Source organism: Streptomyces mashuensis (genome assembly GCF_014654785.1).
GTDB lineage: Bacteria > Actinomycetota > Actinomycetes > Streptomycetales > Streptomycetaceae > Streptomyces > Streptomyces mashuensis.
This window is the reverse complement of record NZ_BNBD01000002.1, coordinates 428,265-454,766: the sequence shown is the minus strand read 5'-3', so window position 1 is coordinate 454,766 and position 26,502 is coordinate 428,265. Positions and strand designations below refer to the sequence as shown.

The following is a 26,502-nucleotide window of genomic DNA, read 5'->3' as shown; positions in this document are numbered from 1 at the left end:
CTACGGGTGCTCGGCGTGCTCCGCGTACTCGGGGTGCTCGGCCGGCGGGGCGGCGTCCAGGCCGAGCATGCGCTGGAGGAGGTAGCGCAGGAGCGTGCGCTCGGTGGTGGTGAGGCCGGCCAGCGGTTCGCGGGCGAAGTCCAGCGACTCGCGGAGGCGGGCGGAGGTCTGCCGGCCCTGCTCCGTGACGGCGGCGAGCTTGACGCGGCGGTCCTCGGGGGAGGGGCGGCGCTCGACGAGGCCGCGGCCCTCCAGGCGGTCGACGATGCCCGTGACGTTGGACGGCTCGCACTTGAGCTGCTGGGCGATGCGCCGCATGGGCAGGGGCTCGCGGGAGAGCAGGGCCAGGACGCGGGCCTGGGCGCCGGTGAGGGAGTGCTGTCCGGCGGCCTCCTCGTACTCCTCGTGGTAGCGCGCCACAACGGTGCCGAGGAGCTCGACCACCTCGACGGTGAGGGCGTCGGCGGTGGGCGCGCCGGGGGCGGGAGGCGTGGAAGTCATGGGAACAGGTTACAGAAAAAAAACTTGACATGCTGAAATATCGAGGCAATTATTGTTTCAGAACCTGAAGCTTTTGGAGGTCGCTCATGTCCGCCATCCCCGCCACGAGCCGTGAGTGGCACCTGGTCGCCCGCCCCCTGGGCTGGCCCAATCCCGAGGACTTCGCGCTGCGCGAGGTCGCCGTGACCGAGCCGGGTGAGGGTCAGATCCTCGTGCGGAACGTGCACATGTCCGTCGACCCGTACATGCGCGGCCGGATGGACGAGCGCGAGTCCTACATCCCGCCCTTCCGTCTCGACGCCCCCATGGAAGGCGGCGCGGTGGGCGAGGTCGTGGCCTCGCGTGCCGAGGGCTTCGCGCCCGGCGACCACGTGCTGCACGGCCTGGGCTGGCGCGAGTACGCACTGGTCGACGCCGCCCACGCCACCAAGGTCGACCCCGACCTGGCGCCCCTCTCGGCCTACCTGGGCGTGCTCGGCATGCCCGGCCTGACCGCCTACGCGGGCCTGCTGGAGGTCGCCTCCTTCAAGGAGGGCGACACCGTCTTCGTCTCCGGTGCCGCCGGTGCCGTCGGCAGCCTCGTCGGCCGCATCGCCAAGCTCAAGGGCGCCAAGCGCGTCATCGGCAGCGCCGGCTCCGCCGAGAAGGTCCGCTACCTGCTGGAGGAGGGCGGCTTCGACGCCGCCTTCAACTACAAGGACGGCCCGGTCCTCGAGCAGCTGCGCAAGGCCGCGCCCGAAGGCATCGACGTCTACTTCGAGAACGTGGGCGGCGAGCACCTGGAAGCCGCCATCTCCACCCTCAACGTGCACGGCCGCATCACCGTCTGCGGCCTCATCGCCCAGTACAACGCCACCGAGCCGACGCCCGGCCCGAGCAACCTGCCGCTGCTCATCGGCAAGCGGATCCGGATGCAGGGCATGATGGTCGGCGACCACGGTGCGCTGCAGCCGCAGTTCCTCCAGGAGGTCGGCGGCTGGATCCGCTCCGGCGAGCTCACCTACCGCGAGACCGTGGTGCACGGTGTCGACCACGCGGTCGACGCCTTCCTCGGCATGCTGCGCGGTGAGAACACCGGCAAGATGATCGTCACTCTCTGACGCCCCCTGCTTCCCCCTCTCATTCCACCGAGGAGACACGCATGTCCACGACCGGGATCCAGCCGGTAGAGGTCCTCTACACCGCCGTCGCCACCGCGGAGAACGGCCGCGACGGCCGCGTCGCCAGCGACGACGGCAAGCTCGACGTCGTCGTCAACCCGCCCAAGGAGCTGGGCGGCAGCGGCGCCGGCACCAACCCCGAGCAGCTCTTCGCCGCCGGCTTCAGCGCCTGCTTCCAGGGCGCGCTCGGTGTGGTGGCGCGTCAGGAGAAGGCCGACATCTCCGGCTCGACGGTCACCGCCCGCGTCGGTCTCGGCAAGACCCCGGAGGGCGGCTTCGGCCTCACCGTCGCCCTGACCGCCTCCATCCCGAACGTCGACCGGGAGACGGCCCGCGCGCTCGTGGAGAAGGCCCACCAGGTGTGCCCGTACTCCAACGCGACCCGCGGCAACATAGAGGTCACGGTCGACGTCGCCTGACACCCGCACGGAGCAGCTGTCACCAGCGGTTACGCTTCGCCGCATGCGAGATCTTGCACGGGGCGTGACATACCTTGGCCGGGGACAGCGCTGGGTGGGCCGGCACCGGCGGCAGTGGGGGTTCGGGCTGCTGCCCGGTCTGATCACCCTCGTCGGTTACGGGGCGGCGCTGGTCGCGCTCGTCCTGGGCGCGGACGACGCGGTGGCCTGGGCCACCCCGTTCGCCGACGACTGGGGTTCGCCCTGGCAGGGCCTGTTCCGGGGCGGGCTGACCGTCGTGTTCTTCGGCGGCTGCCTGCTCCTGGCCCTGGTGTCGTTCACGGCCGTGACGCTGCTCGTCGGGCAGCCCTTCTACGAGGCGCTGTCCGAGCGCGTGGACCGTACCGAGGGCGGGGAGGTCCCCGAGTCCGGGCTGCCGCTGTGGCGGGAGCTGTGGATCTCGGCACGGGAGAGCCTGGCGGTGGTCGTGCGGGTGGCGCTGTGGGGCGTGCTGTTCTTCGCCCTGGGCTTCGTGCCCGTCATCGGCCAGACCGTGGTCCCCGTGATCGGCTTCTGCGTCTCGGCGTTCTTCCTCACCGAGGAACTCACCGCCGTGGCCCTCCAGCGCCGCTCGGTGCCTCTCCGAGCCCGTCTCCGCCTCCTCCGCTCCCGCCCCCTCCTCACCCTGGGCTTCGGCGTCCCGCTGGCCCTGCTGTTCCTGATCCCGGTGGTCGCGGTCTTCCTCATGCCGGGCGCAGTGGCCGGTGCGACCCTGCTGGCCCGCGATCTGCTGGGGGAGACGGGCCCGGAGGGCGAGGCGGAGGGGGAGGGCGGGGAAGGACCGGACCCGTACGCCGCCGCCCGTGGTCCGGTCCCTCCCGCCTCCTACGAGAACGCCGCCCGGCCCTTCTAGCGATCCGGCGTTCTAGCGCTGCGGCGTGTTCTCCACGGCCACCGTCAGGACCGACCGTATCTGGGCGGTGATGGCCTCCCGGTTGCGGACGAATTCGGGGTCGGTCACCCGGCCCGTTGCGGGGTCGGTGTTGTCCCCGGCGAAGCGCAGGACCGGGGTGTGCAGGTGGCCGCCCGGGACGTGCAGGCCCACGGCGTCGCGGAGCAGGGTGGCGCGGTAGGCGATCTCGTTGGAGAGGTAGTCGCCCCCGCCGCCGGCGCGGGCCGTGGAGCCGGGGGTGGGGCCGTCCTCGCGGTCGACCGGGTCGGTGCCGCCGGCCGGGATCTCCGTGACGGCGGTGTTGTCGTGGACGGGGAACGGGCCGGTGGCCGCGGCCGTGATCGCGGCGTACGGCAGGCTGGTCGTCGTCCACTGCGGTTGCGGGTGCACGGTGGGCACGTCGCGCGGTACGGGCACGGTGCCGGTGCGGGAGAGGCCGGCGTTGTCCGGGGAGCCGCCGCGCCAGGCGCCGTTGGTGCGTTCGACGTCGAAGCGGCCGGGCCGGCCCTGGCTGATCGTGGTGAACAGGTCCACCCGCCGCGGGCCGGGCAGGAAGTGCGGCAGCAGCGTCCGCTCCACCGTGCCCTCGGCGAAGTCGGTCCAGCGCACGGGGAAGACCACCGCCTCCACGCGCGCCGGGCCCGAGGCCGTGGTGATCGTGGTGCCGTCCAGGGCGAGGGCCGCCGCGCCCGACGGGTTGGAGCGGCGGGCGTCGGAGTCGAGCTGGAACGGGTCGAAACCGGTGACCAGAACGCGCCGTACCCCCCGGCCCTCGGGCAGCTCCACCGAGTCCTGCCCGCGCGAGCCGCGCTCCACCACGGCGACCAGCGCGGCCCGGTCGCGTTCGGCCAGTCGGAACGAGGGCTGCCATGCCCGCAGCGCCCGGGTCATGCCCAGCCGGGCCCAGTACAGCGGCCGGTCGTCGTCCCGGCTCAGGTCGCCGCCCGCCGGGCCGCGGCCCTGGACGCGGTCCACCGCCCGCCGCCACAGCCGCCGCCCGTGGTCGGTGGCCACCTGCCGGGCCTCCGGCAGGGAACGGGCGCCCGCGAGCGCACGGGCGAAGGCGGGGGCGACCTCGTCGAAACCGCTGCGGCGGAGGATCTCCTGCGGCACGGGGCCGGTGAGCCGCTCCTCCTCCACGGTGGGGGCCGCGCCGGGCGCGGCCGCGGCGGACGCCGGGCCGCCCACCGTCAGCGGGGCGGAGGCGAGCAGCGCGGCGGCGAGCACACCGAGCCGTACCAGGGGTGAACGATGCATGGGTGTCATGAGGCGGAAGGAAACCACTGTGTCGTCCCATCCGGTAGGTCCCGTCCGGCCGAGCGGCCCCCTCCTCGCCAATTCCCCCTGATGGCCGTCGAATTCAGGCCACAATGACGCAATGAGCCTTCAGCAGATGCTCGCGGACCCGCTCATACCTACTCCCCGACGACTCCTCGCCGCCCCGCTGTTCGACCCCGGCACCGGTCAAGGCATGCGGCAGATGGCCGAGTTGTCGCTGGCCCTGCTCCTCTCCTCCCTCATCGGCCTGGAGCGCGAGCTCCAGCAGAAGAGCGCCGGACTGCGTACCCACACTCTCGTGGGGGTGGGCAGCGCCCTGTTCATGGAGGTGTCGATCCACGGCTTCGGTGCCCTGCCCGAGCTGTCCGCCTCCCGCCTGGACGGCTCCCGGGTGGCCGCCCAGATCGTCTCCGGCATCGGCTTCATCGGCGGCGGCCTGATCTTCGTGCGCCGCGACGCCGTACGCGGCCTGACGACGGCCGCCACCATCTGGCTGACCTGCGCGGTCGGCATGGCGTGCGGCGGCGGCCTGCCGCTGCTGGGCGGCGCCGCGACCCTCGTCCACTTCCTGGTCGTGCGGGGCTTCCCGGTGCTGACCCGCCGGCTGGCGCACGCGCCCGGCACCGAGCGCGTCGAGCTGCGGCTGTCGTACCGGACGCGGAGCGGCGTGCTGCGGCAGGTGCTGAAGCTGTGCACCGACCGCGGGTTCCGGGTCACCGACGTGAGCATCCGGGCCGAGGGCGAGGCCGGTGAGGGGCCCGGCGGGGCCCGGGGCAAGCTGAAGGCGGCCGGTGTGGTGCTGTCCCTGGAGGGCCGTGCCTCGGCGCACCCCCTGGTGGAGGAACTGACCAACTGGGAGGGCGTCCTCGCCGTCGGCCTGCGCACGTACGGCGACAGCACGGAGTGACCCGCGCGGGTGAACTCGCTTGGAGAACCGGCGCGTTCATCGGATACGGTGCGGGCAGGGCGTCGGCCGTCCGGGGCGAGGGTACGGTCGCCCGGCGCCCGTCGAGTCCCGGCCCCTCACCGCCATGAGGTCGCCGGGCACGCGGGCGGGGCCACCTGACAGGCCCCGCCCCACCCCTGCACCCGCCCCGTCCCCGTCAGGTCAGCGGCCGGTCCGCGGTGATGGTGCGGTACGCCAGGCCCGCCAGTTCGCCCTGGCCCTTGCGGCTGGGGTGGAACCAGTCCCACTGGCTCAGCTCCTGGCCCGTGAAGCCGTAGCCGTGCACCGCGTCGTCGTAGCGGCACAGCACGTCGCGCGCGCAGACCGCCTTGAGCGTGGCGTTGTACGCCCGTACCCGCTCGTCCACGGCGGCGCGGCGCTGCTCGGCCACCGGGTCGGAGGCGTCGGCGTCGCGCAGCATCGACGGGCAGATGGACGCCAGCCGCCACACCTGCTTGCCCAGGGAGTTCTTGCGGCCCTCGGCCCACAGGCGCTTGAGGTCGGGGATGCTCGCCACGTAGACCTGCGCGGTGGGCTGGGCCCGGCGCAGCACGGCGAGGGACTTCTCGAAGTCGGCGCGGAAGGAGTCGACGGCCGTCATGGCGGCGACGTCGGGCCGGCAGGCGTCGTTGGCGCCGACCAGGACCGTCACCAGCTGCGGCCGGTGGGTGACGGCCGCCCGCATCTGGTCGGGCAGGTCGGCCATCCGGGCGCCGGTCCGGGCGTAGTTCCAGCTGGTGGTCTCGGGGGAGGGCAGCAGCCGGCGGGCGAGGCTGTCGATCTGGGTGCCGGTGGCCCAGGAGACCTCCGGGCAGTCGGCGAGGACCGAGCAGGCGTCGAAGCCCCGGGTGATGGAGTCGCCCAGGGAGGCCAGGGACTGCGGGCGGGTGTTCCACGCGGGCCGGGGGCTGTGGCTCGGGCGCGCGGTGTCCTTCCCCCCGCCGTCGTCACACGCCGTGGCGCCGAAGGCGACCAGGGCGAGCGACACGGCTGCCGCGACGGCGCTCCGCAGCCGTCCCGGCCGCCGTCGCCACCTCGCCCGCGCCGTCTCCCGTCGCCCGTTGGTGCCCATCTCTTCCCCCATCCGGCCGGTGACAACTGTCCTGGACCGACGGTACGTCACCCTGTCGGACGCCCCGCGCGGTAGCTTTGCTCCAGGATGACCGGAAGGCTCCGGCATCTTTCGCTCCGCGGCGACACCACATCACAACACGTCACATCGTGTCTCTTTTCCGGAGAATCAATCCCGATGGTGTTTACTGTTGGTAACCTCGCGCGCCGATGCGGGAGTGGTCATTGGGGCAGTGTGTCCGCGTTGACGGCTGCGAGGCAGCTGAGGAAGGCGAACCTCGAACCGCGCAGGAGGTCCCGGTGACGACACGTGGCGTTCTGTATGTGCACTCCGCGCCGCGCGCACTGTGCCCGCACGTCGAGTGGGCGGTCACGGGCGTCCTCGGTGCGCGCGTCACCCTCGACTGGATCCGGCAGCCCGCCGCGCCCGGCACCTGGCGCACCGAGCTGTCCTGGCAGGGCCGGCCCGGCACCGCCTCCAAGCTCGCCTCCGCCCTCCGCGGCTGGCACCTGCTGCGCTTCGAGGTGACCGCCGAGCCCTGCGCCACCGCCGAGGGCGAGCGCTACAGCTCCACGCCCGGCCTCGGCATCTTCCACGCCGTCACCGGCATGCACGGCGACATCCTCGTCCCCGAGGACCGGCTGCGCGCCGCCCTCGCCCGCGCCCGCCGGGGCGAGACCGAGCTCCAGGCCGAGGTCGACAAACTGCTGGGCAAGCCCTGGGACGACGAGCTGGAGCCGTTCCGGCACGCCGGCGAGGGCGCCCCCGTGCGCTGGCTGCACCAGGTCGTCTGAGCGGACGACTTGAGCGGGAACGGGCCCGGCCCGGCCCCCTCGCGGGGGCCGGGCCGGGCCCGTACACACACGGAACGCGTCAGATCGTGCGCAGCGCCAGGACCACGTTGTGGCCGCCGAAGCCGAACGAATTGTTCAGCGCGGCGATGGTGCCCTCCGGCAGCGGGCGCGGCTCGTCGCGGACGATGTCCGCGTCGATGTCCTCGTCCAGCTCGTCGATGTTGATGGTCGGCGGGGCCAGGCGGTGCTTGAGCGCGAGCACGGTGACGACCGTCTCCACGCCGCCCGCGCCGCCCAGCAGGTGGCCGGTCATCGACTTGGTGGCCGACACCGCGACGTGGTCCAGGTCGTCGCCCAGGACCTTGCGCAGCGCCTTGATCTCGGCGGTGTCGCCCTGCGGCGTCGAGGTGGCGTGCGCGTTGACGTGCACGACCTCGCTCGGCTTGAGGTCGGTGTTGTCGAGCAGGTTCTGCAGCGCGGTGGCGATGCCACGGCCGGTCGGCTCGGGCTGCGCGATGTGGTGGCTGTCCGCGGACAGGCCCTGGCCCAGCACCTCGCAGTAGACCCGCGCGCCGCGCCGGGCGGCGTGCTCGGCCGACTCCAGGATCACCACGCCGGCGCCCTCGCCCAGCACGAAGCCGTCGCGCGCCTTGTCGTAGGGGCGGGAGGCCTTCTCCGGCTCGTCGTTGTTCTTCGACATCGCCATCATGCTGGCGAACGCCGCGACGGGCAGCGGGTGGATGGCCGCCTCGGTGCCGCCCGCGACCACGACGTCGGCGCGGCCGGTGCGGATCATCTCGACGGCGTAGCCGATCGCCTCGGCGCCCGATGCACAGGCGCTGACCGGGGTGTGCACGCCCGCCTGGGCGTTCACCTCCAGGCCGACGTTGGCGGAGGGGCTGTTGGGCATCAGCATGGGCACGGTGTGCGGGGAGACGCGCCGGGCGCCCTTCTCCTTCAGCACGTCGTACTGGTCGAGCAGGGTGTGCACGCCGCCGATGCCGGAGGCGATGACGGTGCCCAGCCGCTCGGGGGCGATGCTGGAGTCCTCGCCGGCCTTGGCGGTGTAGCCCGCGTCGGCCCACGCCTCACGCGCGGCGATCAGCGCCAGCTGGGCCGAACGGTCCAGCTTGCGGGCCAGCGGCCGGGGCAGGACGGACTCGGGGTCGACCGCCGCCGGGGCGGCGATACGGACCGGGAGCTCGGCGAACCGTTCTCCCTCAAGAGGCTTGACGCCGGACCGGCCGGCGAGGAGCCCTTCCCAGGTCGATGCGCTGTCGCCACCCAGCGGTGTGGTTGCGCCGATACCGGTGACGACCACGGTGCGATTGGTCGGATTCACAGGAATTCTGTCTCCACGAGTAGAGGTGCTGGAACCGCCACCGCTGGGGTGGCGACGAAACGCAGGTGATCAGCCCTGGTGCTTCAGGATGTAGTCGGTGGCGTCACCGACGGTCTTCAGGTTCTTGACGTCCTCGTCCGGGATCTTGACGTCGAAGCGCTCCTCGGCGGCCACGACGACCTCGACCATGGACAGGGAGTCGACGTCGAGGTCGTCGGTGAAGGACTTGTCGATCTTGACTTCCTCGACCGGGATGCCGGCGATCTCGTTGACGATCTCGGCGAGACCCTTGACGATCTCATCCTGGGTGTAGGCCATTGCGGCGCTCCTTCTGTTCCTTGTGCGGTGGATCTGATGAAAGGGAACTGCTCGGGGGCGAGGCCCGGGGGTCCGGTGGATCGCGGTGGATCCCGTGGATCTCGCCTAGGGGAGGGTAACGACCGTCGCGGCGTACACGAGACCCGCCCCGAAGCCGATGATGAGCGCGGTGTCACCGCTCTTGGCGGCGCCCGTCGCCAGCATCCGCTCCATGGCCAGCGGGATCGAGGCCGCGGAGGTGTTGCCGGTGGTCTCCACGTCGCGCGCGACCACGACGTTCTCGGGAAGCTTCAGCGTCTTCACCATCGAGTCGATGATCCGCATGTTCGCCTGGTGCGGGATGAAGACGTCCAGGTCCTCGGGGCTGACGCCGGCGGCGTCCAGCGCCTGCTGGGCCACCTTGGCCATCTCGAAGACGGCCCAGCGGAAGACCGTCTGGCCCTCCTGCCGGATGGCCGGGAACTTCAGCTCGCCGTCCTCGCTGACGGGCAGCTCGGCCACGTCGCCGACGCGGAAGCGGTCCCAGGCGACGGTCTGCGTGATGGTGTCGGCCTTGTCGCCCTCGGAGCCCCACACCGTGGGGCCCATGGCGGGCTCCGCCGAGGGGCCGACGACGACGGCGCCCGCGCCGTCACCGAAGAGGAACGCGGTCGACCGGTCGGTGACGTCGGTGAGGTCCGACAGCCGCTCCACGCCGACCACCAGCACGTACTCCGCGCTGCCCTCGCTGATCAGGCCCTTGGCGATCGTCAGGCCGTAGCCGAAGCCGGCGCAGGCGGCCGAGATGTCGAAGGCCGCGGCCTTCTCCGTGCCCAGCCGGTGGGCGATCTCCGTGGCGATGGAGGGGGTCTGCTTGAAGTGCGAGACGGTGGAGATGATCACCGCGCCGATCTGCTGCGCGGAGATGCCGGCATTGGCGATCGCCTTGCCGGCCGCCTCCAGCGACATCTCGGCCACGGTCTCCTCCGGGCCCGCCCAGTGCCGGGTGGCGATGCCGGAACGGGACCGGATCCACTCGTCGGACGAGTCGATGTGCTGGAGGATCTCCTCGTTGGGGACCACACGCGTCGGCCGGTAGCCACCGACGCCCAGGATGCGCGCGTACGGGGAACCCTTGCCGGGCTTGATCTTCGACATGCTGTTACGGGCTCCTATTCGGCCGCGGTCGCGACGGCGCCGCCGTGCTCGGCGATCAGGGTGCGGGCGGCCTCGAGGTCGTCCGGGGTCTTCAGCGCCAGGGTCTTCACACCCGGTAGGGCCCGCTTGGCGATGCCCGTCAGGGTGCCGCCGGGGGCCGCCTCGATCAGGGCCGTGACGCCCAGCTCCTGGAACGTCTCCATGCACAGGTCCCAGCGGACCGGGTTGGCCACCTGGCCCACCAGCCGGCGGACGACGTCCGTCCCGGAGGCCACCACGGCGCCGTCCTTGTTGGACACGTACCGGGTGTGCGGGTCGGCCGGGGCCAGCTCGGCCACGGCGGCCTCCAGCGCGGCGACGGCCGGTGCCATGTGCTCGGTGTGGAACGCGCCGGCCACCTTCAGCGGGACCACGCGCCGGGTGCCCTCGGGCTTGTCCTCGGCGAGCGCGGCCAGCTGCTCCATGGTGCCGGCGGCCACGATCTGGCCGGCGCCGTTGACGTTGGCCGGGGTCAGGCCCAGCTTCTCCAGGTGCGGCAGGACGACGTCCTGCTCGCCGCCGAGCAGCGCGGACATGCCGGTCTCGGTGACGGCCGCGGCCTCGGCCATGGCCAGGCCGCGCCGGCGCACCAGCTCCAGGGCGGCGCGCTCGGAGAGCACACCGGTGAACGCCGCGGCGGCCAGCTCGCCGACGCTGTGGCCGGCGGCGGCGCCGACGAGACGGGAGAAGTCCTCCGCGGCGGGGAACAGCTGCCCCGCGGAGACCAGCGCCGAGGCGACGAGCAGCGGCTGCGCGACGGCGGTGTCGCGGATCTCGTCGGCGTCGGCCTTCGTGCCGTAGTGGACCAGGTCCAGGTCGATGGCGGCCGACCACTCGCGCAGGCGGTCTTCAACGCCGGGGAGGTCGAGCCAGGGGGTCAGGAAGCCGGGCGTCTGAGCGCCCTGGCCGGGAGCGACGAGTACGAGCACCCTCACACTCTCTCTCGTGGACGGCTTCGCCCACCCGTGGGGACAGGGACGAAGAACCGTAGGGGGAATTGTGGATTTTCGACAAAAGACTACGGGGCCTCACTCCACGTCGGCCAGCCGTCCGAGGATCAGTGCAATGCGCAGCGTAAAGGCCGACCGGACATCGGAGGGCGACCAGCCGGTGACGTCCGTCACACGTCGCAGCCGGTATCGCACGGTGTTGGGGTGGACGAACAACATTCTGGCCGCACCCTCCAGACTGCTCGCCTGCTCCAGGTACACGCTCAGCGTCTCCAGCAGCGCGGAGCCCGCCTCCTCCAGCGGTCTGTAGATCTCCTCCACCAGCTGGTCGCGTGCGGTGAGATCACCGGCCATCGCCCGCTCCGGCAGCAGGTCGTCGGCGAGCACCGGACGGGGGGCGTCCGGCCAGGCCGCGCACGCCTTCAGGCCGGCCGCCGCGGCCTGTGCCGAGCGGGTGGCCGCGAGCAGGTCGGGGACGACCGGGCCGGCCACGACCGGGCCCGGCGCGAACGGGCCGATCAGCGCCTTCGCCGCCTGGAGCGGGTTGTCGCTGCCGCCGGCGATCACCACCAGGCGCTCGCCGAGCACCCCGGTGAGCACCTGGAGCTTGGCGTGCCGCGCGGCCCGGCGGATCGCCTCCACCGTCAGCTCGCTGTCGCCGTTGGGCGCGGTGCCCAGCACCACCGAGACGTGCGCCGGCGCGCTCCAGCCCAGCGCCGCCGCCCGGGACAGCGCGCCCTCGTCGGCCTCGCCCGACAGCACCGCGTTGACGACCAGCGACTCCAGCCGGGCGTCCCAGGCGCCGCGGGCCTCGGCGGCCTGCGCGTACACCTGGGCGGTGGCGAAGGCGATCTCCCGCGCGTAGACCAGCAGCGCCTCGCGCAGCGCCGACGCGTCACCGGGCGCGGCCACCTCGTCGATGGCCGACTCCATGACCTCGATGGTGGTGCGCACCATCTCCACGGTCTGCCGCAGCGTGATCGCCCGGGTCAGCTCGCGCGGCGCCGTGCCGAATACGTCCGTGCTGATGGCCTGCGGCGTCTCGGGATGCCGGAACCACTCGGTGAACGCGGCGATACCGGCCTGGGCGACCAGGCCGATCCAGGACCGGTTCTCCGGGGGCATCGCCCGGTACCACGGCAGCTGGGCGTCCATCCGGGCGATGGCCGCGGCGGCCAGCGTCCCGGAGGACTTCTCCAGGTTGCGCAGGGTCGCGCTGTGGGGATGCGGGGTGTCAGCTGGTTCAGGCACGGGGACAAGCCTGCCTTATTCGGGTGGCGTCCGGGGCCGCCGGGACCCCTGAGAAGTCCCCTACGGGGCTACGGTGGGCCGATGACCCAGCCGATGACCCATGTGCAGCGGGCCGCCGAGCGCTTCCGCGGCGGTGATCCGGACGCCGGCATCGAGACCCGGCACGCCTTCTCGTTCTCCGGCTTCTACGACCCCGACAACGTGCGGTTCGGGCCGCTGGCCGCATGCAACGAGGAGCGGCTGGCGGGCGGCGCGGGCTTCGCCGAGCACGTGCACCGGGACGTCGAGATCGTCACCTGGGTGGTCGAGGGGGAACTCACGCACGAGGACTCCACCGGTCACGTGGTCACCGTACGCCCCGGCGACCTCCAGCGCCTCAGTGCCGGCGCCGGCGTCCGGCACGCCGAGCGCAACGCCGGCAGCACGCCGCTGCGGTTCGTCCAGATGTGGCTGACCCCGTCCGAGTTCGGCGGCGATCCCTCGTACGAGGTGGTGCGCGGCATCGCCGACGGCACGCCGTACGCGCTGGCGCGCGCGGAGGCCGTGCTCCATGTCCGCCGGCTGCGCGCCGGGGAGCGCACGGCACTGCCGGACGCGCCGTGGCTGTACGTGCACGTGGTGCGGGGAGCCGTGCACCTCGCCGGCGAGGTGCTGCGGGAGGGGGACGCGGCGCGGGTCACGGACGCGGTGGGCACGGCGGCGGAGGCCGTCGGTCCCGCAGAGCTGCTCGCGTGGGAGATGCACGCCGAGCCCCACTTCGGCTGAGCGCGAGCGCGTGCCTGGGCAGCGCCCTAGGCAGCGCCCCCGGCGAGCTCCGTCAGCACGGCGTCCGTCAGGGGCGGCCAGGCTTCGATCGCCCACGGGCCGAACGCGCGGTCCGTGAGGGCGACGCAGGCCGCGCCCGCGGCCGGGTCCACCCACAGGAACGTGCCCGACTGGCCGAAGTGGCCGAAGGTGCGCGGCGAGGACGTGGCGCCCGTCCAGTGCGGGGCCTTGCCGTCGCGGATCTCGAAACCCAGCCCCCAGTCGTTGGGGCGCTGGTGGCCGTAGCCCGGCAGCACGCCGGTGAGCCCGGGGAAGGCCACCGTCGTCGCCTCCGCGACCGTGGCGGCCGCCAGCAGCCGCGGCCGCTGGAGCTCGGCGGCGAAGAGGGCCAGGTCGGCCACGGTCGACACGCCGTCCTTCGCGGGCGACCCCGGCAGGTCCGTCGACGTCATGCCGAGCGGCTCCAGCACAGCCTGCCGCAGGTACTCGGCGAAGGGGATGTCGGTCGCCTTGGCGATGTGGTCGCCCAGCGCGTCGAAGCCCGCGTTCGAGTAGAGGCGCCGCGTGCCCGGCGCGGCCATGGTCCGGGCCTCGTCGAAGGCCAGGCCGGAGGTGTGCGCCAGCAGATGGCGGACCGTGGATCCCTCCGGGCCGGCCGGCTCGTCCAGCTCGATCGCGCCCTCCTCGACGGCGACCAGAGCGGCGTAGGCGGCCAGCGGCTTGGTGACCGACGCCAGCGCGAAGCGCCGTCCGGTGTCGCCGTGGGTGCCGGCCACGGTCCCGTCGGCGCGCACGACGGCCGCGGCGGCGTGGTCCACCGGCCAGTTCTCGATGATCCGCAGGCTCTCCATGCCAGGGAGCCTAACCTCCTTCCGCACGCGTCCCGATACGCGCTTGCTTCGAGCGCACTCCAACTCCGTAGCGTGGGCGCAACGCCGAGAGATCGCGAGGGGGACAGCGGCATGACCGTGCTGGAGACCGTGTCGGGGACCGTGCTGGAGAGCGACCTGGTGCCGGCGGGTGTCTGCCTGCAGCTGGAGTCCCAGCGGAACCGCCGCCCGCGCGGCCGGGACCGCTACACGATCAGCGAGGTGGCCGAGTACACGGGCCTGACCGCACACACCCTGCGCTGGTACGAGCGGATCGGGCTGATGCCCCACGTCGACCGCTCGCACACCGGCCGCCGCTGCTACACCGACCGCGACCTGGACTGGCTGGACCTCGTCGCCCGGCTGCGCCTCACCGGGATGCCCGTGGCGGACATGGTCCGCTACGCCGGCCTGGTGCGCCAGGGCGAGGAGACCGTCGCCGAGCGGGAACGGCTGCTGAGCGCGCACCGGGAGACCGTGCGCCGCCGCATCGCCGAGCTCAACGCCACGCTCGAGGTGCTGGACTACAAGATCGAACGCTATGCGGACACCCGGCGCCGGGCGTCCGGAAGGGACTGACGGGCCATCATGAGCACCGACCGCACCACCCTCCCCACCACCGTCCTCGGTACCGGCGGCCCCGCCGTCGGCATCCAGGGCCTGGGTTGCATGGGCATGTCCGTCGCCTACGGGCCGACCGACGAGGCCGAGGCCCGCGCCACCCTGGAGCACGCCCTGGAACAGGGCGTGACCCTCTACGACACGGCCGAGCTGTACGGCGAGGGGGAGAACGAGAAATTCATCGCCCCGTTCGTCCGGGCACACCGCGACGAGGTCGTGGTGGCCACCAAGTTCGGCATCATCCTCGACAACGACGACCCGCTGAAGCGCACCATCAGCAACGAGCCCGGCTACATCCGCCGTGCGATCGAGGGCAGCCTGCGCCGCCTGGGCGTGGAGCGCATCGACCTCTACTACATGCACCGGCGCGACGTGAACGTCCCCATCGAGGAGACCGTGGGCGTCATGGCCGAGCTGGTGGCCGAGGGCAAGGTGGCCCACCTGGGCCTGAGCGAGGTCACCGGGCCCGAGCTGCGCGCCGCGCACGCCGTGCACCCCATTGCGGCCGTGCAGTCGGAGTGGTCGCTGTTCAGCCGTGACATCGAGGCGGGCGTGGTGCCGGCCGCGCGGGACCTGGGCGTCGCGCTCGTGCCGTACTCGCCGCTCGGGCGTGGCTTCCTGACGGGGTCGTTCACCGACGCCGAGAAGGAGCTGACGAAGGAGGACTACCGCCGGGTGCAGCCCCGCTTCACGGGCGAGAACGCGGCGGCCAACGCGGCGCTCCTGGAGCCGGTGCGGCGGATCGCCGAGGCCCGCGGGGCCACCCTGGCGCAGGTGGCGCTGGCCTGGGTGCAGCAGCGCGCCGCCGTGCACGGCCTGGCGGTCGTCCCGATCCCCGGCACCCGCAAGCGGTCCCGGCTGGACGAGAACGTGGGCGCGACGCGCATCGAGCTCACGGAGGAGGAGCTGGCGGCGCTGGAGCCGATCGCGGGGAAGGTGGCAGGCGACCGGTACGCCGACATGTCCTTCGCCTCCGCCGGCCGCGAGTGATCAACCTGCGGGACGGGGCCTAGAGTTCGGCCAGCAGTTCGGCCTTCTTGGCGCTGAACTCGTCGTCCGTGAGCAGCCCCGCCTCGTGCAGCTCGCCGAGGTGCCGGATGCGGTCGGCGATGCCGCCGGGGTCGGGGCGGGCCGCGGGGACGCGTGCGGTGACGGCGGGCGTGGCGGCCCGCTGCCGTACGGCCTCCAGGACGGCCGCGGCGAACGGCAGCGACTCGTGGACGAGGCCGTAGCCGCGGCCGAAGACCACCGCGGCCGGGTCCTGGTCGGCGCCGGCGGCCGGCCCGCCGCCGCGGCCGCGCCGCAGCAGCCGCAGGTGGCCGCCGGGGGAGTCGGGGGAACGCCAGTGGACGCCGGAGAGTTCCTCGACGGCGAACCGCTGGTCGCCCGCCTTCCACTTGGCCGTGGAGGCGCCGGTCCAGAACCAGCGGAAGGCGACGGTGCTGCCGTCGAACGACGCCTTGCCGTCGTACGCCTTGAACGAGGACGGCGGCGTGGGGGCGGCGACGAGGTAGTGCGGGGCGGGTCCGGCGCCGTGCGGGGTGAGTTCGGCGCGTATCCGCTCGGCGTAGTACTCGGCGAGGGTGTCCCGCTCGGCGGGCAGGACCAGCCGGTACGGGTCGCAGCCCTCCTTCAGCTGGCCGTCGGCCGCGTCCATGAGCGGGTCGGCGCCGGGTCTGGGCACGGCCCGCAGCACCACCGTGCCGTGCCTGCCGGGCAGTTGCTCGACGCCGGCGAGGGCCTCGTAGGGGACGCGCCGCCGGCCGAGCGCCTGGAGCAGCTTCGGCGTGCGGATCCCCCGTTCGTAGCGGATGAGCACGGAGTCCGTGTCGAACTCCCAGACGGCGTGGTAACCGGCCAGCACATCACCCATGCCGCTCATCGTAAGCGGCACCCGCGCGCCCGTCCCCCCTCGCGCCGCTACGCGCGTCAAGCCGCCGGGGGCGCGTCCGCCGGAGGCAGTCCGTCCAGGCAGTCGCCCGCGTCCCGTGCGCACCGCAGGGACGCGACCGTTCCGACGCCGATCTCCGCGAAGTTGTCGAGGCTGGTGGTGCCGGGGGCGAAGTAGCCGGCGTGGCCCTGGGCGCCGTCGGCCGACAGGACGCGGGCGCCGAAGTCCTTGGAGACCGGGTCGGCGCCGTGGCCGAGCCCGCCGACCTCCAGGTGCGGGACGCCCTGGATCCAGTCGTCCGGGTCGCGCATCGCCCATATGCGGGCGCCGGTGCCCAGCTCGGAGGCGTGGTCGGCGCGCATGCCGGGGCTGCCGGCGACGGCCACGTCGGTCACGCGCGGGGACAGCTCGCGGGCGGCGACGCCGCACACCACCGAGCCGTAGCTGTGGCAGAACAGGGAGACGGGGGCGGTGCCCGGCAGGGCGCGGACGAGCTTGCGCAGCCGCAGCGCGCCCTCGGTGGCGAGCCTGCCGGTGGCGGCGCCCATGCCGACGCCGACCGGCGAGGTGTAGTCGGCCCAGGCGATGACGGCCGTCCTGGTGCCGGGGGCGGCCTTCCGCTCGGCGGCGTAGAGGGAGCGGGCCATGCCGACGGGGGCGCTGTAGGCGCGCTGGGACTTCTCGAACGTGAGCAGGTTGGTGTCGACGCCGGGGACGATCACCGAGACGCGGTCGGCGGTGTCGAGGTCGCCGATGACCTCGGCGACGCGTCCGGAGCCCTGCGGGTCGAAGGAGAGGATCTGCCGGCCGTCGCCGAGCAGGGAGTCGAACCGGTGCATCCGGCGGCTCGCCTCGTAGCGGCCGGCGGCCGTGAGCGAGCCGTCGTGGGTGCGGCGCTCCTCGGTGCTGCGGGCGGCCTCCAGCGCGAGGTGGTTGGCCCGGTAGCGCAGGGCGACGGGCGCTCCGGCGAGGTTGCCGACGACGAGCGGGTACCGGCGGGCGAGCGTGTCGCGCTGGCCGCCGGTGAGGGAGGCGAAGAAGCGGGCGAGGGCGGCCGGTTCCTCCTGTGCGGAGGGGAGCGGCCGTCCGCCTATGGAGCCGTGCAGCCACGCCGTGAGGGCCGCCGTCTTGGCGTCGGCGGCCGGCCGGTGGCCCCGGACCGCCGTCCATCCCGTGGTGGCGAGCATGACGAACACCACGGTCAGCGCGAGGAGTGCGCGCCAGACCGTGGTCGCGTTCGTCCAGGGGATCGACGAGATCGAGGGGGGAGTGCCGAGCTCCGGAAAGGAAGTCACCGGGCACCACACTAAGAGAAATCCCCTTGTGTTCGTAAAGCCAGTGACGGATCTCACGTTTGAATCGACGGTAAGCGACGCCAAGCGACAGTAATCATCGCGAATCATCGCGGCAATCGTCGTGTTTCGATCAAGTCCCGTTCAGGAACGCCAGTTCTCCGCCAGGGCGGGCCCGATCTGGTCGAGGTAGGCGGCGGTCTGCCGGCGGAACTCCTCCATGTCCTGCTCCATGAGCAGGCCCCAGCGCTTGCCCGTCTCCCGCATCACGCCGCTGAACGCGGCCACCAGGATGCGCGGCCGCGGGTCCTCCGGCGGCAGCCCCTCGCGGCGGGCGATCACCTCGGTGAGCCGGTCCTCCAGCTCCGCCGTGCGCCGCAGGTGCGCCGCGATCAGCTGGGGCGTGGTCTGGATCATCTGGTACGTGCGCAGGTGCAGTTCGAGCGGCACGACGGAGGCGATGGCCTCCTCGATGGTGTCCCAGGACGACATCACGGCCGTACGCAGCGCGGTCAGCGGCGACTCGGCGGCCGGGCGTTCGCACACGGCCTCGAAGAAGTGGGTCTCCACCATCTGCTGGACGGCGAGCGCGACGTCCTCCTTCCCGGCGAAGTAGCGGAAGAAGGTCCGCTGCGAGACGTCGGCCGCACAGGCGATCTCGTCGACCGTCGTGCCCTCGTACCCCCGCTCGGCGAACAGCTCCAGGGCCGAGCGGATGAGGGCGTCGCGGGTGCGCTGCTTCTTGCGCTCGCGCAGCCCGGGGCGCAGGGCGGCGGAGGGGGCGGACGGTGGCTCGGTCTCGTCCTGTGTCGCGTGCATGACGGGCCTCTTTCGCTGTGTTTGCGCTGCTCAGCCTAGCTGTGGGAAAGACGACAGATCGCGACGGTTGAAAGCGGTGGTCACTTGTCAGCGACTGACACTACGCTCGGTCCATGACGCCTCAGACCACCGTCGCCGATGCGGCAGCACGCGAACTCGTGCCCCGGAAAGGACTGCGGGGCCATCCCTGGCTGACCCTCGTCTCCGTCGCCATAGGCGTGATGATGGTCGCGCTGGACGGCACGATCGTCGCCATCGCCAACCCCGCCATCCAGAAGGACCTGGGCGCCTCCCTCGCGGACGTCCAGTGGATCACCAACGCCTACCTCCTCGCCCTCGCCGTGGCCCTCATCACCGCCGGCAAGCTCGGCGACCGTTTCGGCCACCGCCTGATCTTCCTTATCGGTACCACCGGTTTCGCGCTCTCCTCCGGACTCATCGCCCTCTCCGGCAGCGTGTCGGCGGTCGTCGGCTTCCGCGTGCTCCAGGGCCTGTGCGGCGCGCTGCTGATGCCGGCCGCGCTCGGCCTGCTGCGCGCCACCTTCCCGGCCGAGAAGCTCAACATGGCCATCGGCCTGTGGGGCATGGTCATCGGCGCCTCCACGGCCGGCGGCCCCATCGTCGGCGGCCTGCTCGTCGAACACGTCAACTGGCAGTCGGTCTTCTTCATCAACGTGCCGGTCGGGGTGCTCGCCCTCGTCCTGGGCGTGGTCATCCTCAAGGACCACCGCGCGGAGAACGCGCCGCGCTCGTTCGACATCCTGGGCATCCTGCTGCTGTCCGCCGCGATGTTCTGCCTCATCTGGGCGCTGATCAAGGTCAACGCGTGGTCCTGGGGCGACAGCCGGACGCTGGTCTTCCTCGCCGTCGCCGCGGTGTGCTTCGCCGGCTTCGCGGTCTGGCAGTACTTCTTCCGCGAGCCGCTGCTGCCGCTGCGCCTCTTCCGGTCCGTGCCGCTGTCGGCCGGTACGGTCCTGATGCTGCTGATGGCCTTCGCCTTCATGGGCGGCGTGTTCTTCGTGACGTTCTACCTCCAGAACGTGCACGGCATGAGCCCGGTCGACAGCGGCCTGCACCTGCTGCCGCTCACCGGCATGATGATCGTCGCCGCGCCGGCGGCCGGCGCCGCCATCACCCGGGTCGGCCCGCGGATACCGCTCGTCGCCGGCATGCTGTGCACCGCCGCCGCCTGCTTCGGCATGTCCACCCTCGAACCCGGCACCGGCACGGTGCGGATGTCGGTGTGGTTCGCGCTGCTGGGCCTCGGCCTCTCGCCGGTCATGGTCGGCGCCACCGACGTCATCGTCGGCAACGCGCCGCTGGAGCACGCCGGCGTCGCGGGCGGCCTCCAGCAGGCCGCCATGCAGGTCGGCGGCTCGCTCGGCACGGCCGTCCTGGGCGCCGTCGTGGCCTCCCGGGTCGACCACCTGCTGCCCGAGAACTGGTCGGCGGCCGGGCTGCCGCCCGTCCCGCCGGACAAGGCGGCCCAGGTCTCGGACCTCGTCGCGTTCGGCGTGGCACCCGTGCCACCGGGCACGCCGCCGGACGTCGCCGGGCGGATAGCCGGCGTCGCCCACGACACGTTCGTCTCGGGCATGAACACGGCCTTCAGCGTCGCCGGCTGGGTGGCGCTGGGTGCCGCGGTCGTCGCCCTCCTCACCAAACGCGGCGCCAACGCGGGGGCGGCGCCGGGGGCGGGGCACATCTGACCGTCGCTTGAAGATCGCGGAAGACGGCCTCCGGGATCTCCCCCAGGGGGTTTCTCCGGGTGGCTTCCCCTATCAGGGCCTGGCTTGCCGGGCCCTCTTGGCAGTGGTGATCGGGGCGCACAAGACTCGTCCGCAGCGCACACCGCCGGATCAAGGGGAGTGATCGAGATGCGTGCATTCCGTACGGCCGTACCCGCCGTGGCCCTCGCCGCCGCACTGACCGCCGTGACCGCCGGGGCCGCGGGGGCGGCGCCGACGGCCCCCGCAGCCCAGGACCGGCCCGCCGGCGACGGCCGGCTGGGCCCCTGCGCCGCGGGACAGCTGTGCCTGTGGCCCAAACCCGGCTTCCAGGGCAACCGGCGGGTCAGCGAGCTCGCCGGCATCCAGATCGAGAGCTGCACCACGCTGCCGCAGGGCACCAGCGCCGCGTCCTTCGCCAACCGCATGGGCCGGCCCGTGACGCTCTACCAGAGCGCCACCTGCGCCGAGACCGGCGAGTTCGCCACGTACCCCTCGGGCACATGGGTGCCGGAGGCGGCGTACCCGGTACGGGCGTACAAGGTCTGGGAGAGCTGAACGCCTGAGCCCCCCGGCCGGGGTGGCCGGGGGGCTCAGGCGTCAAACGGCGTGGGCGATCAGGCGTCGCCGCCGGCGGCGCCCGGGTCGGCCGCCGCCACGTCCAGCAGCTGGTAGCGGTCGATGGCCTGCTTCAGCGCCGACCGGTCGACCTTGCCCTCCTTGGCGAGCTCGGTGAGCACCGCGAGGACGATCGACTGGGCGTCGATGTGGAAGAAGCGACGGGCCGCACCACGGGTGTCGGCGAAGCCGAAGCCGTCCGCGCCCAGCGAGGTGTACGTGCCGGGCACCCAGCGCGCGATCTGGTCCGGAACGGCACGCATCCAGTCGGACACGGCCACCTTCGGGCCCTCGGTGGCGGCGAGCTTGGTCGTCACGTACGGGACGCGCTGCTCCTCCTCCGGGTGGAGCAGGTTGTGCTCCTCCACGGCGACGGCGTCGCGGCGCAGCTCGTTCCAGGAGGTCGCCGACCAGACGTCCGCCTTGACGTTCCACTCGTCGGCCAGGATGCGCTGGGCCTCCAGGGCCCACGGCACGGCCACGCCGGAGGCGAGGATCTGCGCGGGGATCGCGCCCTTCTCGCCCTCCTTGAACCGGTACAGACCCTTGAGGATGCCGTCGGCGTCCACGTTCTCCGGCTCGGCCGGGTGCTGGATCGGCTCGTTGTAGACGGTGAGGTAGTAGAAGATGTCTTCGTTTTCCTCGGGGGTCCCGCCGTACATACGGCGCAGACCGTCCTGGACGATGTGCGCGATCTCGAAGCCGAACGCCGGGTCGTACGCGACGACGGCCGGGTTGGTCGAGGCCAGCAGGTGCGAGTGGCCGTCGGCGTGCTGGAGGCCCTCACCGGTCAGCGTGGTGCGGCCGGCGGTGGCACCGAGGACGAAGCCGCGGGCCAGCTGGTCGGCCATCTGCCAGAACTGGTCGCCGGTGCGCTGGAACCCGAACATCGAGTAGAAGACGTACACCGGGATCAGCGGCTCGCCGTGCGTGGCGTAGGCCGAGCCCGCGGCGATCAGCGAGGCGGTGCAGCCGGCCTCGGAGATGCCGTCGTGCAGCATCTGGCCGTTCGGGGACTCCTTGTACGCGAGCAGCAGCTCGCGGTCCACGGCCTCGTACTGCTGGCCCAGCGGGTTGTAGATCTTCGCCGAGGGGAACAGCGAGTCCATGCCGAAGGTGCGGTACTCGTCCGGGGCGATCGGCACGAAGCGCTTGCCGATCTCCTTGTCCCGCATCAGGTCCTTCAGCAGGCGGACGAAGGCCATGGTGGTGGCGATCGCCTGCTGGCCGGAGCCCTTCTTGATCGGGGCGTAGACCTTGTCGCCGGGCAGGTTCAGCGGCTTGGAGCGGTCCACACGGGTGGGCACGTAGCCGCCGAGCGCCTTGCGGCGGTCGTGCATGTACTGGATCTCCTCCGAGTCCCGGCCCGGGTGGTAGTACGGCGGCAGGCCGGACTCCAGCTCCTTGTCCGAGATCGGGATGTGGAGGCGGTCGCGGAAGCGCTTGAGGTCCTCGACCGTGAGCTTCTTCATCTGGTGGGTCGCGTTGCGGCCCTCGAAGTTCGGGCCGAGCGTCCAGCCCTTGACCGTCTGCGCCAGGATCACGGTCGGCTGGCCCTTATGGGCCTTGGCCGCCGCGTAGGCCGCGTAGATCTTCTTGTGGTCGTGACCGCCACGGCCCAGGTGCAGGATCTGGTCGTCGGTCATGTGCTCGACCATCTTGCGGAGACGGTGGTCGTCGCCGAAGAAGTGCTCACGGATGTACGCACCGGTCTCGGTGGCGTACGTCTGGAACTGGCCGTCGGGGGTGCTGTTGAGCTTGTTGACCAGGATGCCGTCGCGGTCCTGGGCCAGCAGCGGGTCCCAGGAGCGGTCCCACACCAGCTTGATCACGTTCCAGCCGGCGCCGCGGAACTGCGACTCCAGCTCCTGCATGATCTTGCCGTTGCCGCGCACCGGGCCGTCGAGGCGCTGCAGGTTGCAGTTGACGACGAAGGTCAGGTTGTCCAGGCCCTCGCGGGCGGCCAGGGACAGCTGGCCGAGCGACTCCGGCTCGTCCATCTCGCCGTCGCCCAGGAACGCCCAAACGTGGGACTTGGAGGTGTCGGCGATGCCGCGCGCCTCCATGTAGCGGTTCATCCGGGCCTGGTAGATCGCGCCCAGCGGGCCGAGGCCCATGGAGACGGTCGGGAACTCCCAGAAGTCCGGCATGAGCCGCGGGTGCGGGTAGCTGGACAGGCCGTACGGGGCCTTCGACTTCTCCTGGCGGAACGCGTCGAGCTGCTGCTCGGACAGGCGGTCCAGGAGGAAGGCGCGGGCGTAGACACCCGGCGAGGCGTGGCCCTGGAAGAAGATCTGGTCGCCGCCGTCGCCGCCGTCCTTGCCGCGGAAGAAGTGGTTGAAGCCCACGTCGTACAGCGAGGCGGAGGAGGCGAAGGTGGCGATGTGGCCGCCGACGCCGATCCCCGGGCGCTGGGCGCGGGACACCATCACGGCCGCGTTCCACCGGGTCGCGTTGAGGATCTTGCGCTCGATCTCCTCGTTACCGGGGAAGAACGGCTCGTCCTTGGTCGCGATGGTGTTCACGTAGTCCGTGCTGCGCATCTCGGGCACGGCGACGCGCTTCTCGCGCGCCCGCTCGATCAGGCGAAGCATGAGGTAGCGGGCACGTTCCCGGCCTCGCTCATCGACGGCTGCGTCGAGCGAGTCGAGCCACTCCTGGGTCTCTTCGGGATCGAAGTCCGGGACCTGGCTGGGAAGGCCGCCAATGATGATCGGGTTGCGATCGGATCCGGAAGCCACGCTGTTCCTTCGTCGTTCGGTCGTGCACAGGCACGCGGTCAATGTCTTGCTCTAAGTCGCGCCGGCTCCCATCGTGGACCTCGGCGGCGGAAACGTCATCTCTACTGGGCGGTAACCACCACTTTCAGAGACGAAGCGTCTGTTGTTGGTCGCCCGGGGCGGCCAAATCGCAACCATACGCCCCCAAAGGGGGGTGTCGGCGTACGGCCGTTCGGCCGTGACGTCCGTAATCGCACGGAGTAACTTCACCCGGCGGGTCCGGGCCTGTGGCGCGAATCACTCGGGCCTGCGGCCTCATGGTTGGAGTTGCCATGAGACGTCCACGTCCGTCAACGTTTCGGCGGTCTGGTTGGCCGGGTACTTGCGCGATCCGTCCGGCACGTGTGGACTACGCCCATTGCCTCGCGTGCGCGGGGCCCACTTCACACTTTCTCGAAGAATGACAGGAGGCAATCCGTGAGCGCGACCGCGGACCACGCGGAGGAGCGGACCGGCCTTGCCCAGAGGCTGGGGTTCCAGCCGGATCAGGTGGTCCAGGAGCTCGGTTTCGATGACGACACCGAGCAGGATCTGCGTGAGGCCATCGAGGTGCTCACCGGCACCGAGCTCGTCGACGAGGACTACGAGGACGTCGCCGACGCCGTCCTGCTGTGGTTCCGCGACGAGGACGGTGACCTCACAGACGAGCTGGTCGACGCCATCGGTCTGCTCGAGGACGACGGCATGATCTGTCTCCTCACGCCCAAGACGGGCCGCCCCGGTCACATCGAGCCCAGCGACGTCCAGGACGCCGCCAAGACGGCCGGCCTGAACGCCAGCAAGAGCATCACCGTCGGCGACTGGAGCGCCAGCCGCCTGGTCACGCCGAAGGGTGCCAAGCAGGCCCGTCGCTGACCGACACCGCGAGCTCCCGTACGCGCCCCCGGCGATCGTCCGATCGCCGGGGGCGCGTCGTTCCGCGTCGTTTCCGCGGTGGTTCCCGCGGCGGGTTCCGCGTCGTTCCGGGGGCTGCGCCCGGGCCGCTGCCCGCCCCCGCCGCGTGCCGGGCGGGGCGGCGGTGACACACTGGGCGGGCCGACAGGTCCCGTCACCAGAGAGGTGTTACCCATGGCGATCGCCGTAGGCGAAAAGGCCCCGGACTTCGCGCTGAAGAACCAGCACGGCGAGACGGTTCGCCTCGCCGACTTCCGTGGCGAGAAGAACGTCGTCCTGCTCTTCTACCCCTTCGCCTTCACCGGCGTGTGCACCGGCGAGCTGTGCGCCCTGCGCGACGAGCTGCCGAAGTTCGTCAACGACGACGTGCAGCTGCTGGCCGTCTCCAACGACGCCCCGTTCTCCCTGCGCGTCTTCGCCGAGCAGGAGGGCCTGGAGTACCCGCTGCTGTCCGACTTCTGGCCGCACGGCGACGTCAGCCGCGCCTACGGCGTCTTCGACGAGGAGAAGGGCTGCGCGGTGCGCGGCACCTTCATCATCGACAAGGAGGGTGTCGTCCGCTGGACGATCGTCAACGGGCTGCCCGACGCGCGTGACCTGAACGAGTACACCCAGGCGCTCGCCGCCCTCTGAGCGGCCCGGCCGGTGTCCCGCCGGAGCGGCTCTGTGCAAGAGCCTGCGATCGGCGGGAACCGGTCACTAGGATCCACACGTTGATCCGATGGCATCGCACAACAGGGGGCGCGGCTGACGCCTGGCCCCTCGAACCTATGGAGGACTCGTGGGAGTCAGTCTCAGCAAGGGCGGCAACGTCTCCCTGACCAAGGCGGCCCCGAACCTGACCGCGGTCGTCGTCGGTCTCGGCTGGGACGCCCGTACCACCACCGGTACGGACTTCGACCTGGACGCCAGCGCCCTGCTCTGCAACGACCAGGGCAAGGTCGCCAACGATCAGAACTTCGTCTTCTTCAACAACCTCAAGAGCCCCGACGGCTCCGTCGAGCACACCGGTGACAACCTCACCGGTGAGGGCGAGGGCGACGACGAGCAGATCAAGGTGAACCTCGCCGGTGTCCCGGCCGATGTCGCCAAGATCGTGTTCCCGGTCTCCATCTACGAGGCCGAGACCCGCCAGCAGAGCTTCGGCCAGGTGCGCAACGCCTACATCCGCGTGGTCAACCAGGCCGACAACACCGAGCTGGCCCGTTACGACCTGAGCGAGGACGCCTCCACCGAGACCGCCATGGTCTTCGGCGAGCTCTACCGCCACGGTGCCGAGTGGAAGTTCCGGGCCATCGGCCAGGGCTACGCCTCGGGCCTGCGCGGCATCGCCCAGGACTTCGGCGTCAACGTCTGAGGCACCTGAGAGTTCCGTCGCGGCGCCGCACTTCCCTCCGGGGAGTGCGGCGCCGACGCGCACCGTGCGCCGCGGCGCACCACCGTCATCCCGGGGAGGAAGCAACAACATGGGTGTCACGCTCGCCAAGGGAGGCAATGTCTCCCTCTCCAAGGCCGCTCCCAACCTGACCGCGGTCACCGTCGGTCTCGGCTGGGACGCGCGCTCCACCACCGGCGCCCCCTTCGACTTGGACGCCAGCGCGCTGCTGTGCGCCGCGGGGCGGGTGCTGGGCGACGAGTACTTCGTCTTCTACAACAACCTCAAGAGTCCCGAGGGTTCGGTGGAGCACACCGGTGACAACCTCACCGGTGAGGGCGAGGGCGACGACGAGACGATCCTGGTGGACCTCACCCGGGTCCCCGCCACCTGCGACAAGATCGTCTTCCCGGTCTCCATCCACGAGGCCGACCTGCGGGGGCAGAGCTTCGGCCAGGTGCGCAACGCCTACATCCGTGTGGTCAACCAGGCCGACGGCAGTGAACTGGCGCGCTACGACCTGAGCGAGGACGCCTCCAGCGAGACGGCGATGATCTTCGGTGAGGTCTACCGCTACAACGGCGAATGGAAGTTCCGGGCCGTGGGCCAGGGGTACGCGTCCGGGCTCCGCGGCATCGCCCTAGACTTCGGGGTCAACGTTTCGTAAAGCCGCGTGCGCGCGGCCCTCCCGAACTGCGAAGGATTGGGTAGCC

The 26,502-nt window shown here is 71.8% G+C and carries 27 protein-coding genes; 14 read left to right on the top strand and 13 right to left on the bottom strand.

All coding sequences use genetic code 11. From position 1 onward, the window contains the following. Positions 1-501 (bottom strand): MarR family winged helix-turn-helix transcriptional regulator, encoded by a 501-nt coding sequence (locus IE305_RS07290; RefSeq protein ID WP_190128605.1) that lies wholly within the window; start codon positions 499-501, stop codon positions 1-3. Positions 502-587: 86 nt separating this feature from the next. Between IE305_RS07290 and IE305_RS07285 the strand changes: the two genes are divergently transcribed. The 3 genes from IE305_RS07285 to IE305_RS07275 are packed head-to-tail and all read left to right on the top strand — an operon-like array spanning position 588 to position 2,972. Further along, positions 588-1,601: an NADP-dependent oxidoreductase gene (locus tag IE305_RS07285; protein WP_190128604.1), complete on the top strand. Its 1,014-nt coding sequence runs from the start codon at positions 588-590 to the stop codon at positions 1,599-1,601. Positions 1,602-1,642: 41 nt separating this feature from the next. Then, positions 1,643-2,080 carry an organic hydroperoxide resistance protein gene (locus tag IE305_RS07280; protein WP_190128603.1) on the top strand — a complete coding sequence of 146 codons (438 nt, stop codon included), beginning with the start codon at positions 1,643-1,645 and terminating at the stop codon, positions 2,078-2,080. 43 nt (positions 2,081-2,123) lie between these two features. After that, a complete protein-coding gene (locus IE305_RS07275; RefSeq protein WP_190128602.1) occupies positions 2,124-2,972 on the top strand; it encodes an EI24 domain-containing protein in 849 nt (282 codons plus the stop codon). A 12-nt stretch (positions 2,973-2,984) separates the two neighbouring features. On the opposite strand, the gene IE305_RS07270 is transcribed toward IE305_RS07275, so the two are convergent. Next, positions 2,985-4,268 carry a PA0049 family protein gene (locus IE305_RS07270; RefSeq protein WP_190128601.1) on the bottom strand — a complete coding sequence of 428 codons (1,284 nt, stop codon included), beginning with the start codon at positions 4,266-4,268 and terminating at the stop codon, positions 2,985-2,987. Between the two features lie 121 nt (positions 4,269-4,389). Here IE305_RS07270 and IE305_RS07265 point away from each other — a divergent pair, with 121 nt between their 5' ends. Further along, entirely contained in the window at positions 4,390-5,196 is an 807-nt protein-coding gene (locus IE305_RS07265; RefSeq protein ID WP_229890677.1) for an MgtC/SapB family protein, read from the top strand. 196 nt (positions 5,197-5,392) lie between these two features. Here the strand turns inward: IE305_RS07265 and IE305_RS07260 are convergent, their stop codons facing one another. Next, entirely contained in the window at positions 5,393-6,307 is a 915-nt protein-coding gene (locus tag IE305_RS07260; protein ID WP_229890676.1) for an SGNH/GDSL hydrolase family protein, read from the bottom strand. Between the two features lie 299 nt (positions 6,308-6,606). On the opposite strand from IE305_RS07260, the gene IE305_RS07255 reads away from it, so the two are divergent. Continuing rightward, the gene (locus IE305_RS07255; RefSeq protein WP_190128599.1) at positions 6,607-7,101 is read left to right on the top strand and encodes a DUF3145 domain-containing protein; all 495 of its coding nucleotides are present in this window, start codon (positions 6,607-6,609) and stop codon (positions 7,099-7,101) included. Between the two features lie 79 nt (positions 7,102-7,180). On the opposite strand, the gene fabF is transcribed toward IE305_RS07255, so the two are convergent. The 5 genes from fabF to IE305_RS07230 all read right to left on the bottom strand — a co-directional run bounded on the left by fabF (position 7,181) and on the right by IE305_RS07230 (position 12,138). Next, positions 7,181-8,443, bottom strand: a complete 1,263-nt coding sequence (fabF, locus tag IE305_RS07250) for a beta-ketoacyl-ACP synthase II (protein ID WP_190128598.1) — start codon at positions 8,441-8,443, stop codon at positions 7,181-7,183. A gap of 69 nt (positions 8,444-8,512) precedes the next feature. After that, a complete protein-coding gene (locus IE305_RS07245; protein ID WP_190128597.1) occupies positions 8,513-8,761 on the bottom strand; it encodes an acyl carrier protein in 249 nt (82 codons plus the stop codon). Between the two features lie 105 nt (positions 8,762-8,866). Continuing rightward, on the bottom strand, positions 8,867-9,898 hold the full coding sequence (locus IE305_RS07240) for a ketoacyl-ACP synthase III (RefSeq protein WP_190128596.1): 1,032 nt from the start codon (positions 9,896-9,898) through the stop codon (positions 8,867-8,869). A gap of 14 nt (positions 9,899-9,912) precedes the next feature. Next, positions 9,913-10,866: an ACP S-malonyltransferase gene (locus IE305_RS07235; RefSeq protein WP_190128595.1), complete on the bottom strand. Its 954-nt coding sequence runs from the start codon at positions 10,864-10,866 to the stop codon at positions 9,913-9,915. A gap of 99 nt (positions 10,867-10,965) precedes the next feature. Next, entirely contained in the window at positions 10,966-12,138 is a 1,173-nt protein-coding gene (locus IE305_RS07230) for a PucR family transcriptional regulator (protein WP_190128594.1), read from the bottom strand. A gap of 93 nt (positions 12,139-12,231) precedes the next feature. Here IE305_RS07230 and IE305_RS07225 point away from each other — a divergent pair, with 93 nt between their 5' ends. Then, positions 12,232-12,903 (top strand): pirin family protein, encoded by a 672-nt coding sequence (locus tag IE305_RS07225; RefSeq protein WP_190128978.1) that lies wholly within the window; start codon positions 12,232-12,234, stop codon positions 12,901-12,903. 26 nt (positions 12,904-12,929) lie between these two features. Here IE305_RS07225 and IE305_RS07220 read toward each other — a convergent pair whose 3' ends face one another. After that, a complete protein-coding gene (locus IE305_RS07220) occupies positions 12,930-13,754 on the bottom strand; it encodes a serine hydrolase domain-containing protein (protein WP_190128593.1) in 825 nt (274 codons plus the stop codon). Between the two features lie 111 nt (positions 13,755-13,865). Here IE305_RS07220 and IE305_RS07215 point away from each other — a divergent pair, with 111 nt between their 5' ends. Both IE305_RS07215 and IE305_RS07210 read left to right on the top strand, forming a co-directional pair. Next, on the top strand, positions 13,866-14,351 hold the full coding sequence (locus tag IE305_RS07215) for a MerR family transcriptional regulator (RefSeq protein ID WP_190128592.1): 486 nt from the start codon (positions 13,866-13,868) through the stop codon (positions 14,349-14,351). Positions 14,352-14,360: 9 nt separating this feature from the next. Continuing rightward, on the top strand, positions 14,361-15,383 hold the full coding sequence (locus tag IE305_RS07210; RefSeq protein WP_190128591.1) for an aldo/keto reductase: 1,023 nt from the start codon (positions 14,361-14,363) through the stop codon (positions 15,381-15,383). A gap of 19 nt (positions 15,384-15,402) precedes the next feature. Here the strand turns inward: IE305_RS07210 and IE305_RS07205 are convergent, their stop codons facing one another. From IE305_RS07205 to IE305_RS07195, 3 genes are all read right to left on the bottom strand, one after another. Then, on the bottom strand, positions 15,403-16,266 hold the full coding sequence (locus tag IE305_RS07205) for a DUF4429 domain-containing protein (protein ID WP_190128590.1): 864 nt from the start codon (positions 16,264-16,266) through the stop codon (positions 15,403-15,405). Positions 16,267-16,322: 56 nt separating this feature from the next. Continuing rightward, positions 16,323-17,579, bottom strand: a complete 1,257-nt coding sequence (locus tag IE305_RS07200) for an alpha/beta hydrolase (protein WP_373311532.1) — start codon at positions 17,577-17,579, stop codon at positions 16,323-16,325. A 141-nt stretch (positions 17,580-17,720) separates the two neighbouring features. Beyond that, positions 17,721-18,395, bottom strand: coding sequence for a TetR/AcrR family transcriptional regulator (locus IE305_RS07195; protein WP_190128588.1), 675 nt, complete (start codon positions 18,393-18,395; stop codon positions 17,721-17,723). 113 nt (positions 18,396-18,508) lie between these two features. Here IE305_RS07195 and IE305_RS07190 point away from each other — a divergent pair, with 113 nt between their 5' ends. Together IE305_RS07190 and IE305_RS07185 are read left to right on the top strand one after the other, a co-directional pair. Continuing rightward, positions 18,509-20,104 (top strand): MFS transporter, encoded by a 1,596-nt coding sequence (locus IE305_RS07190; protein WP_190128587.1) that lies wholly within the window; start codon positions 18,509-18,511, stop codon positions 20,102-20,104. A 168-nt stretch (positions 20,105-20,272) separates the two neighbouring features. Beyond that, complete coding sequence (locus IE305_RS07185; RefSeq protein ID WP_190128586.1) at positions 20,273-20,680, top strand: peptidase inhibitor family I36 protein; 408 nt, start codon at positions 20,273-20,275, stop codon at positions 20,678-20,680. Positions 20,681-20,739: 59 nt separating this feature from the next. On the opposite strand, the gene aceE is transcribed toward IE305_RS07185, so the two are convergent. Beyond that, on the bottom strand, positions 20,740-23,481 hold the full coding sequence (gene aceE / locus IE305_RS07180; protein WP_190128585.1) for a pyruvate dehydrogenase (acetyl-transferring), homodimeric type: 2,742 nt from the start codon (positions 23,479-23,481) through the stop codon (positions 20,740-20,742). A gap of 456 nt (positions 23,482-23,937) precedes the next feature. Here aceE and IE305_RS07175 point away from each other — a divergent pair, with 456 nt between their 5' ends. The 4 genes from IE305_RS07175 (at position 23,938) to IE305_RS07160 (ending at position 26,456) form a co-directional block, all read left to right on the top strand. Next, a complete protein-coding gene (locus IE305_RS07175) occupies positions 23,938-24,375 on the top strand; it encodes a DUF3052 domain-containing protein (protein ID WP_190128584.1) in 438 nt (145 codons plus the stop codon). Positions 24,376-24,588: 213 nt separating this feature from the next. Next, on the top strand, positions 24,589-25,047 hold the full coding sequence (locus IE305_RS07170; protein WP_190128583.1) for a peroxiredoxin: 459 nt from the start codon (positions 24,589-24,591) through the stop codon (positions 25,045-25,047). A 148-nt stretch (positions 25,048-25,195) separates the two neighbouring features. Continuing rightward, positions 25,196-25,771: a TerD family protein gene (locus IE305_RS07165; RefSeq protein ID WP_190128582.1), complete on the top strand. Its 576-nt coding sequence runs from the start codon at positions 25,196-25,198 to the stop codon at positions 25,769-25,771. Positions 25,772-25,880: 109 nt separating this feature from the next. Further along, entirely contained in the window at positions 25,881-26,456 is a 576-nt protein-coding gene (locus IE305_RS07160) for a TerD family protein (RefSeq protein ID WP_190128581.1), read from the top strand. Positions 26,457-26,502 lie beyond the last annotated feature (46 nt).

Bases quoted from the DNA above. Each gene is read 5' to 3' on its own strand.
- IE305_RS07290 (WP_190128605.1), bottom strand. From the start codon at position 501: ATGACTTCCACGCCTCCCGCCCCCGGCGCGCCCACCGCCGACGCCCTC.
- IE305_RS07285 (WP_190128604.1), top strand. From the start codon at position 588: ATGTCCGCCATCCCCGCCACGAGCCGTGAGTGGCACCTGGTCGCCCGC.
- IE305_RS07280 (WP_190128603.1), top strand. From the start codon at position 1,643: ATGTCCACGACCGGGATCCAGCCGGTAGAGGTCCTCTACACCGCCGTC.
- IE305_RS07275 (WP_190128602.1), top strand. From the start codon at position 2,124: ATGCGAGATCTTGCACGGGGCGTGACATACCTTGGCCGGGGACAGCGC.
- IE305_RS07270 (WP_190128601.1), bottom strand. From the start codon at position 4,268: ATGCATCGTTCACCCCTGGTACGGCTCGGTGTGCTCGCCGCCGCGCTG.
- IE305_RS07265 (WP_229890677.1), top strand. From the start codon at position 4,390: ATGAGCCTTCAGCAGATGCTCGCGGACCCGCTCATACCTACTCCCCGA.
- IE305_RS07260 (WP_229890676.1), bottom strand. From the start codon at position 6,307: ATGGGCACCAACGGGCGACGGGAGACGGCGCGGGCGAGGTGGCGACGG.
- IE305_RS07245 (WP_190128597.1), bottom strand. From the start codon at position 8,761: ATGGCCTACACCCAGGATGAGATCGTCAAGGGTCTCGCCGAGATCGTC.
- IE305_RS07240 (WP_190128596.1), bottom strand. From the start codon at position 9,898: ATGTCGAAGATCAAGCCCGGCAAGGGTTCCCCGTACGCGCGCATCCTG.
- IE305_RS07225 (WP_190128978.1), top strand. From the start codon at position 12,232: ATGACCCATGTGCAGCGGGCCGCCGAGCGCTTCCGCGGCGGTGATCCG.
- IE305_RS07220 (WP_190128593.1), bottom strand. From the start codon at position 13,754: ATGGAGAGCCTGCGGATCATCGAGAACTGGCCGGTGGACCACGCCGCC.
- IE305_RS07215 (WP_190128592.1), top strand. From the start codon at position 13,866: ATGACCGTGCTGGAGACCGTGTCGGGGACCGTGCTGGAGAGCGACCTG.
- IE305_RS07210 (WP_190128591.1), top strand. From the start codon at position 14,361: ATGAGCACCGACCGCACCACCCTCCCCACCACCGTCCTCGGTACCGGC.
- IE305_RS07205 (WP_190128590.1), bottom strand. From the start codon at position 16,266: ATGGGTGATGTGCTGGCCGGTTACCACGCCGTCTGGGAGTTCGACACG.
- IE305_RS07195 (WP_190128588.1), bottom strand. From the start codon at position 18,395: ATGCACGCGACACAGGACGAGACCGAGCCACCGTCCGCCCCCTCCGCC.
- IE305_RS07190 (WP_190128587.1), top strand. From the start codon at position 18,509: ATGACGCCTCAGACCACCGTCGCCGATGCGGCAGCACGCGAACTCGTG.
- IE305_RS07185 (WP_190128586.1), top strand. From the start codon at position 20,273: ATGCGTGCATTCCGTACGGCCGTACCCGCCGTGGCCCTCGCCGCCGCA.
- IE305_RS07170 (WP_190128583.1), top strand. From the start codon at position 24,589: ATGGCGATCGCCGTAGGCGAAAAGGCCCCGGACTTCGCGCTGAAGAAC.
- IE305_RS07160 (WP_190128581.1), top strand. From the start codon at position 25,881: ATGGGTGTCACGCTCGCCAAGGGAGGCAATGTCTCCCTCTCCAAGGCC.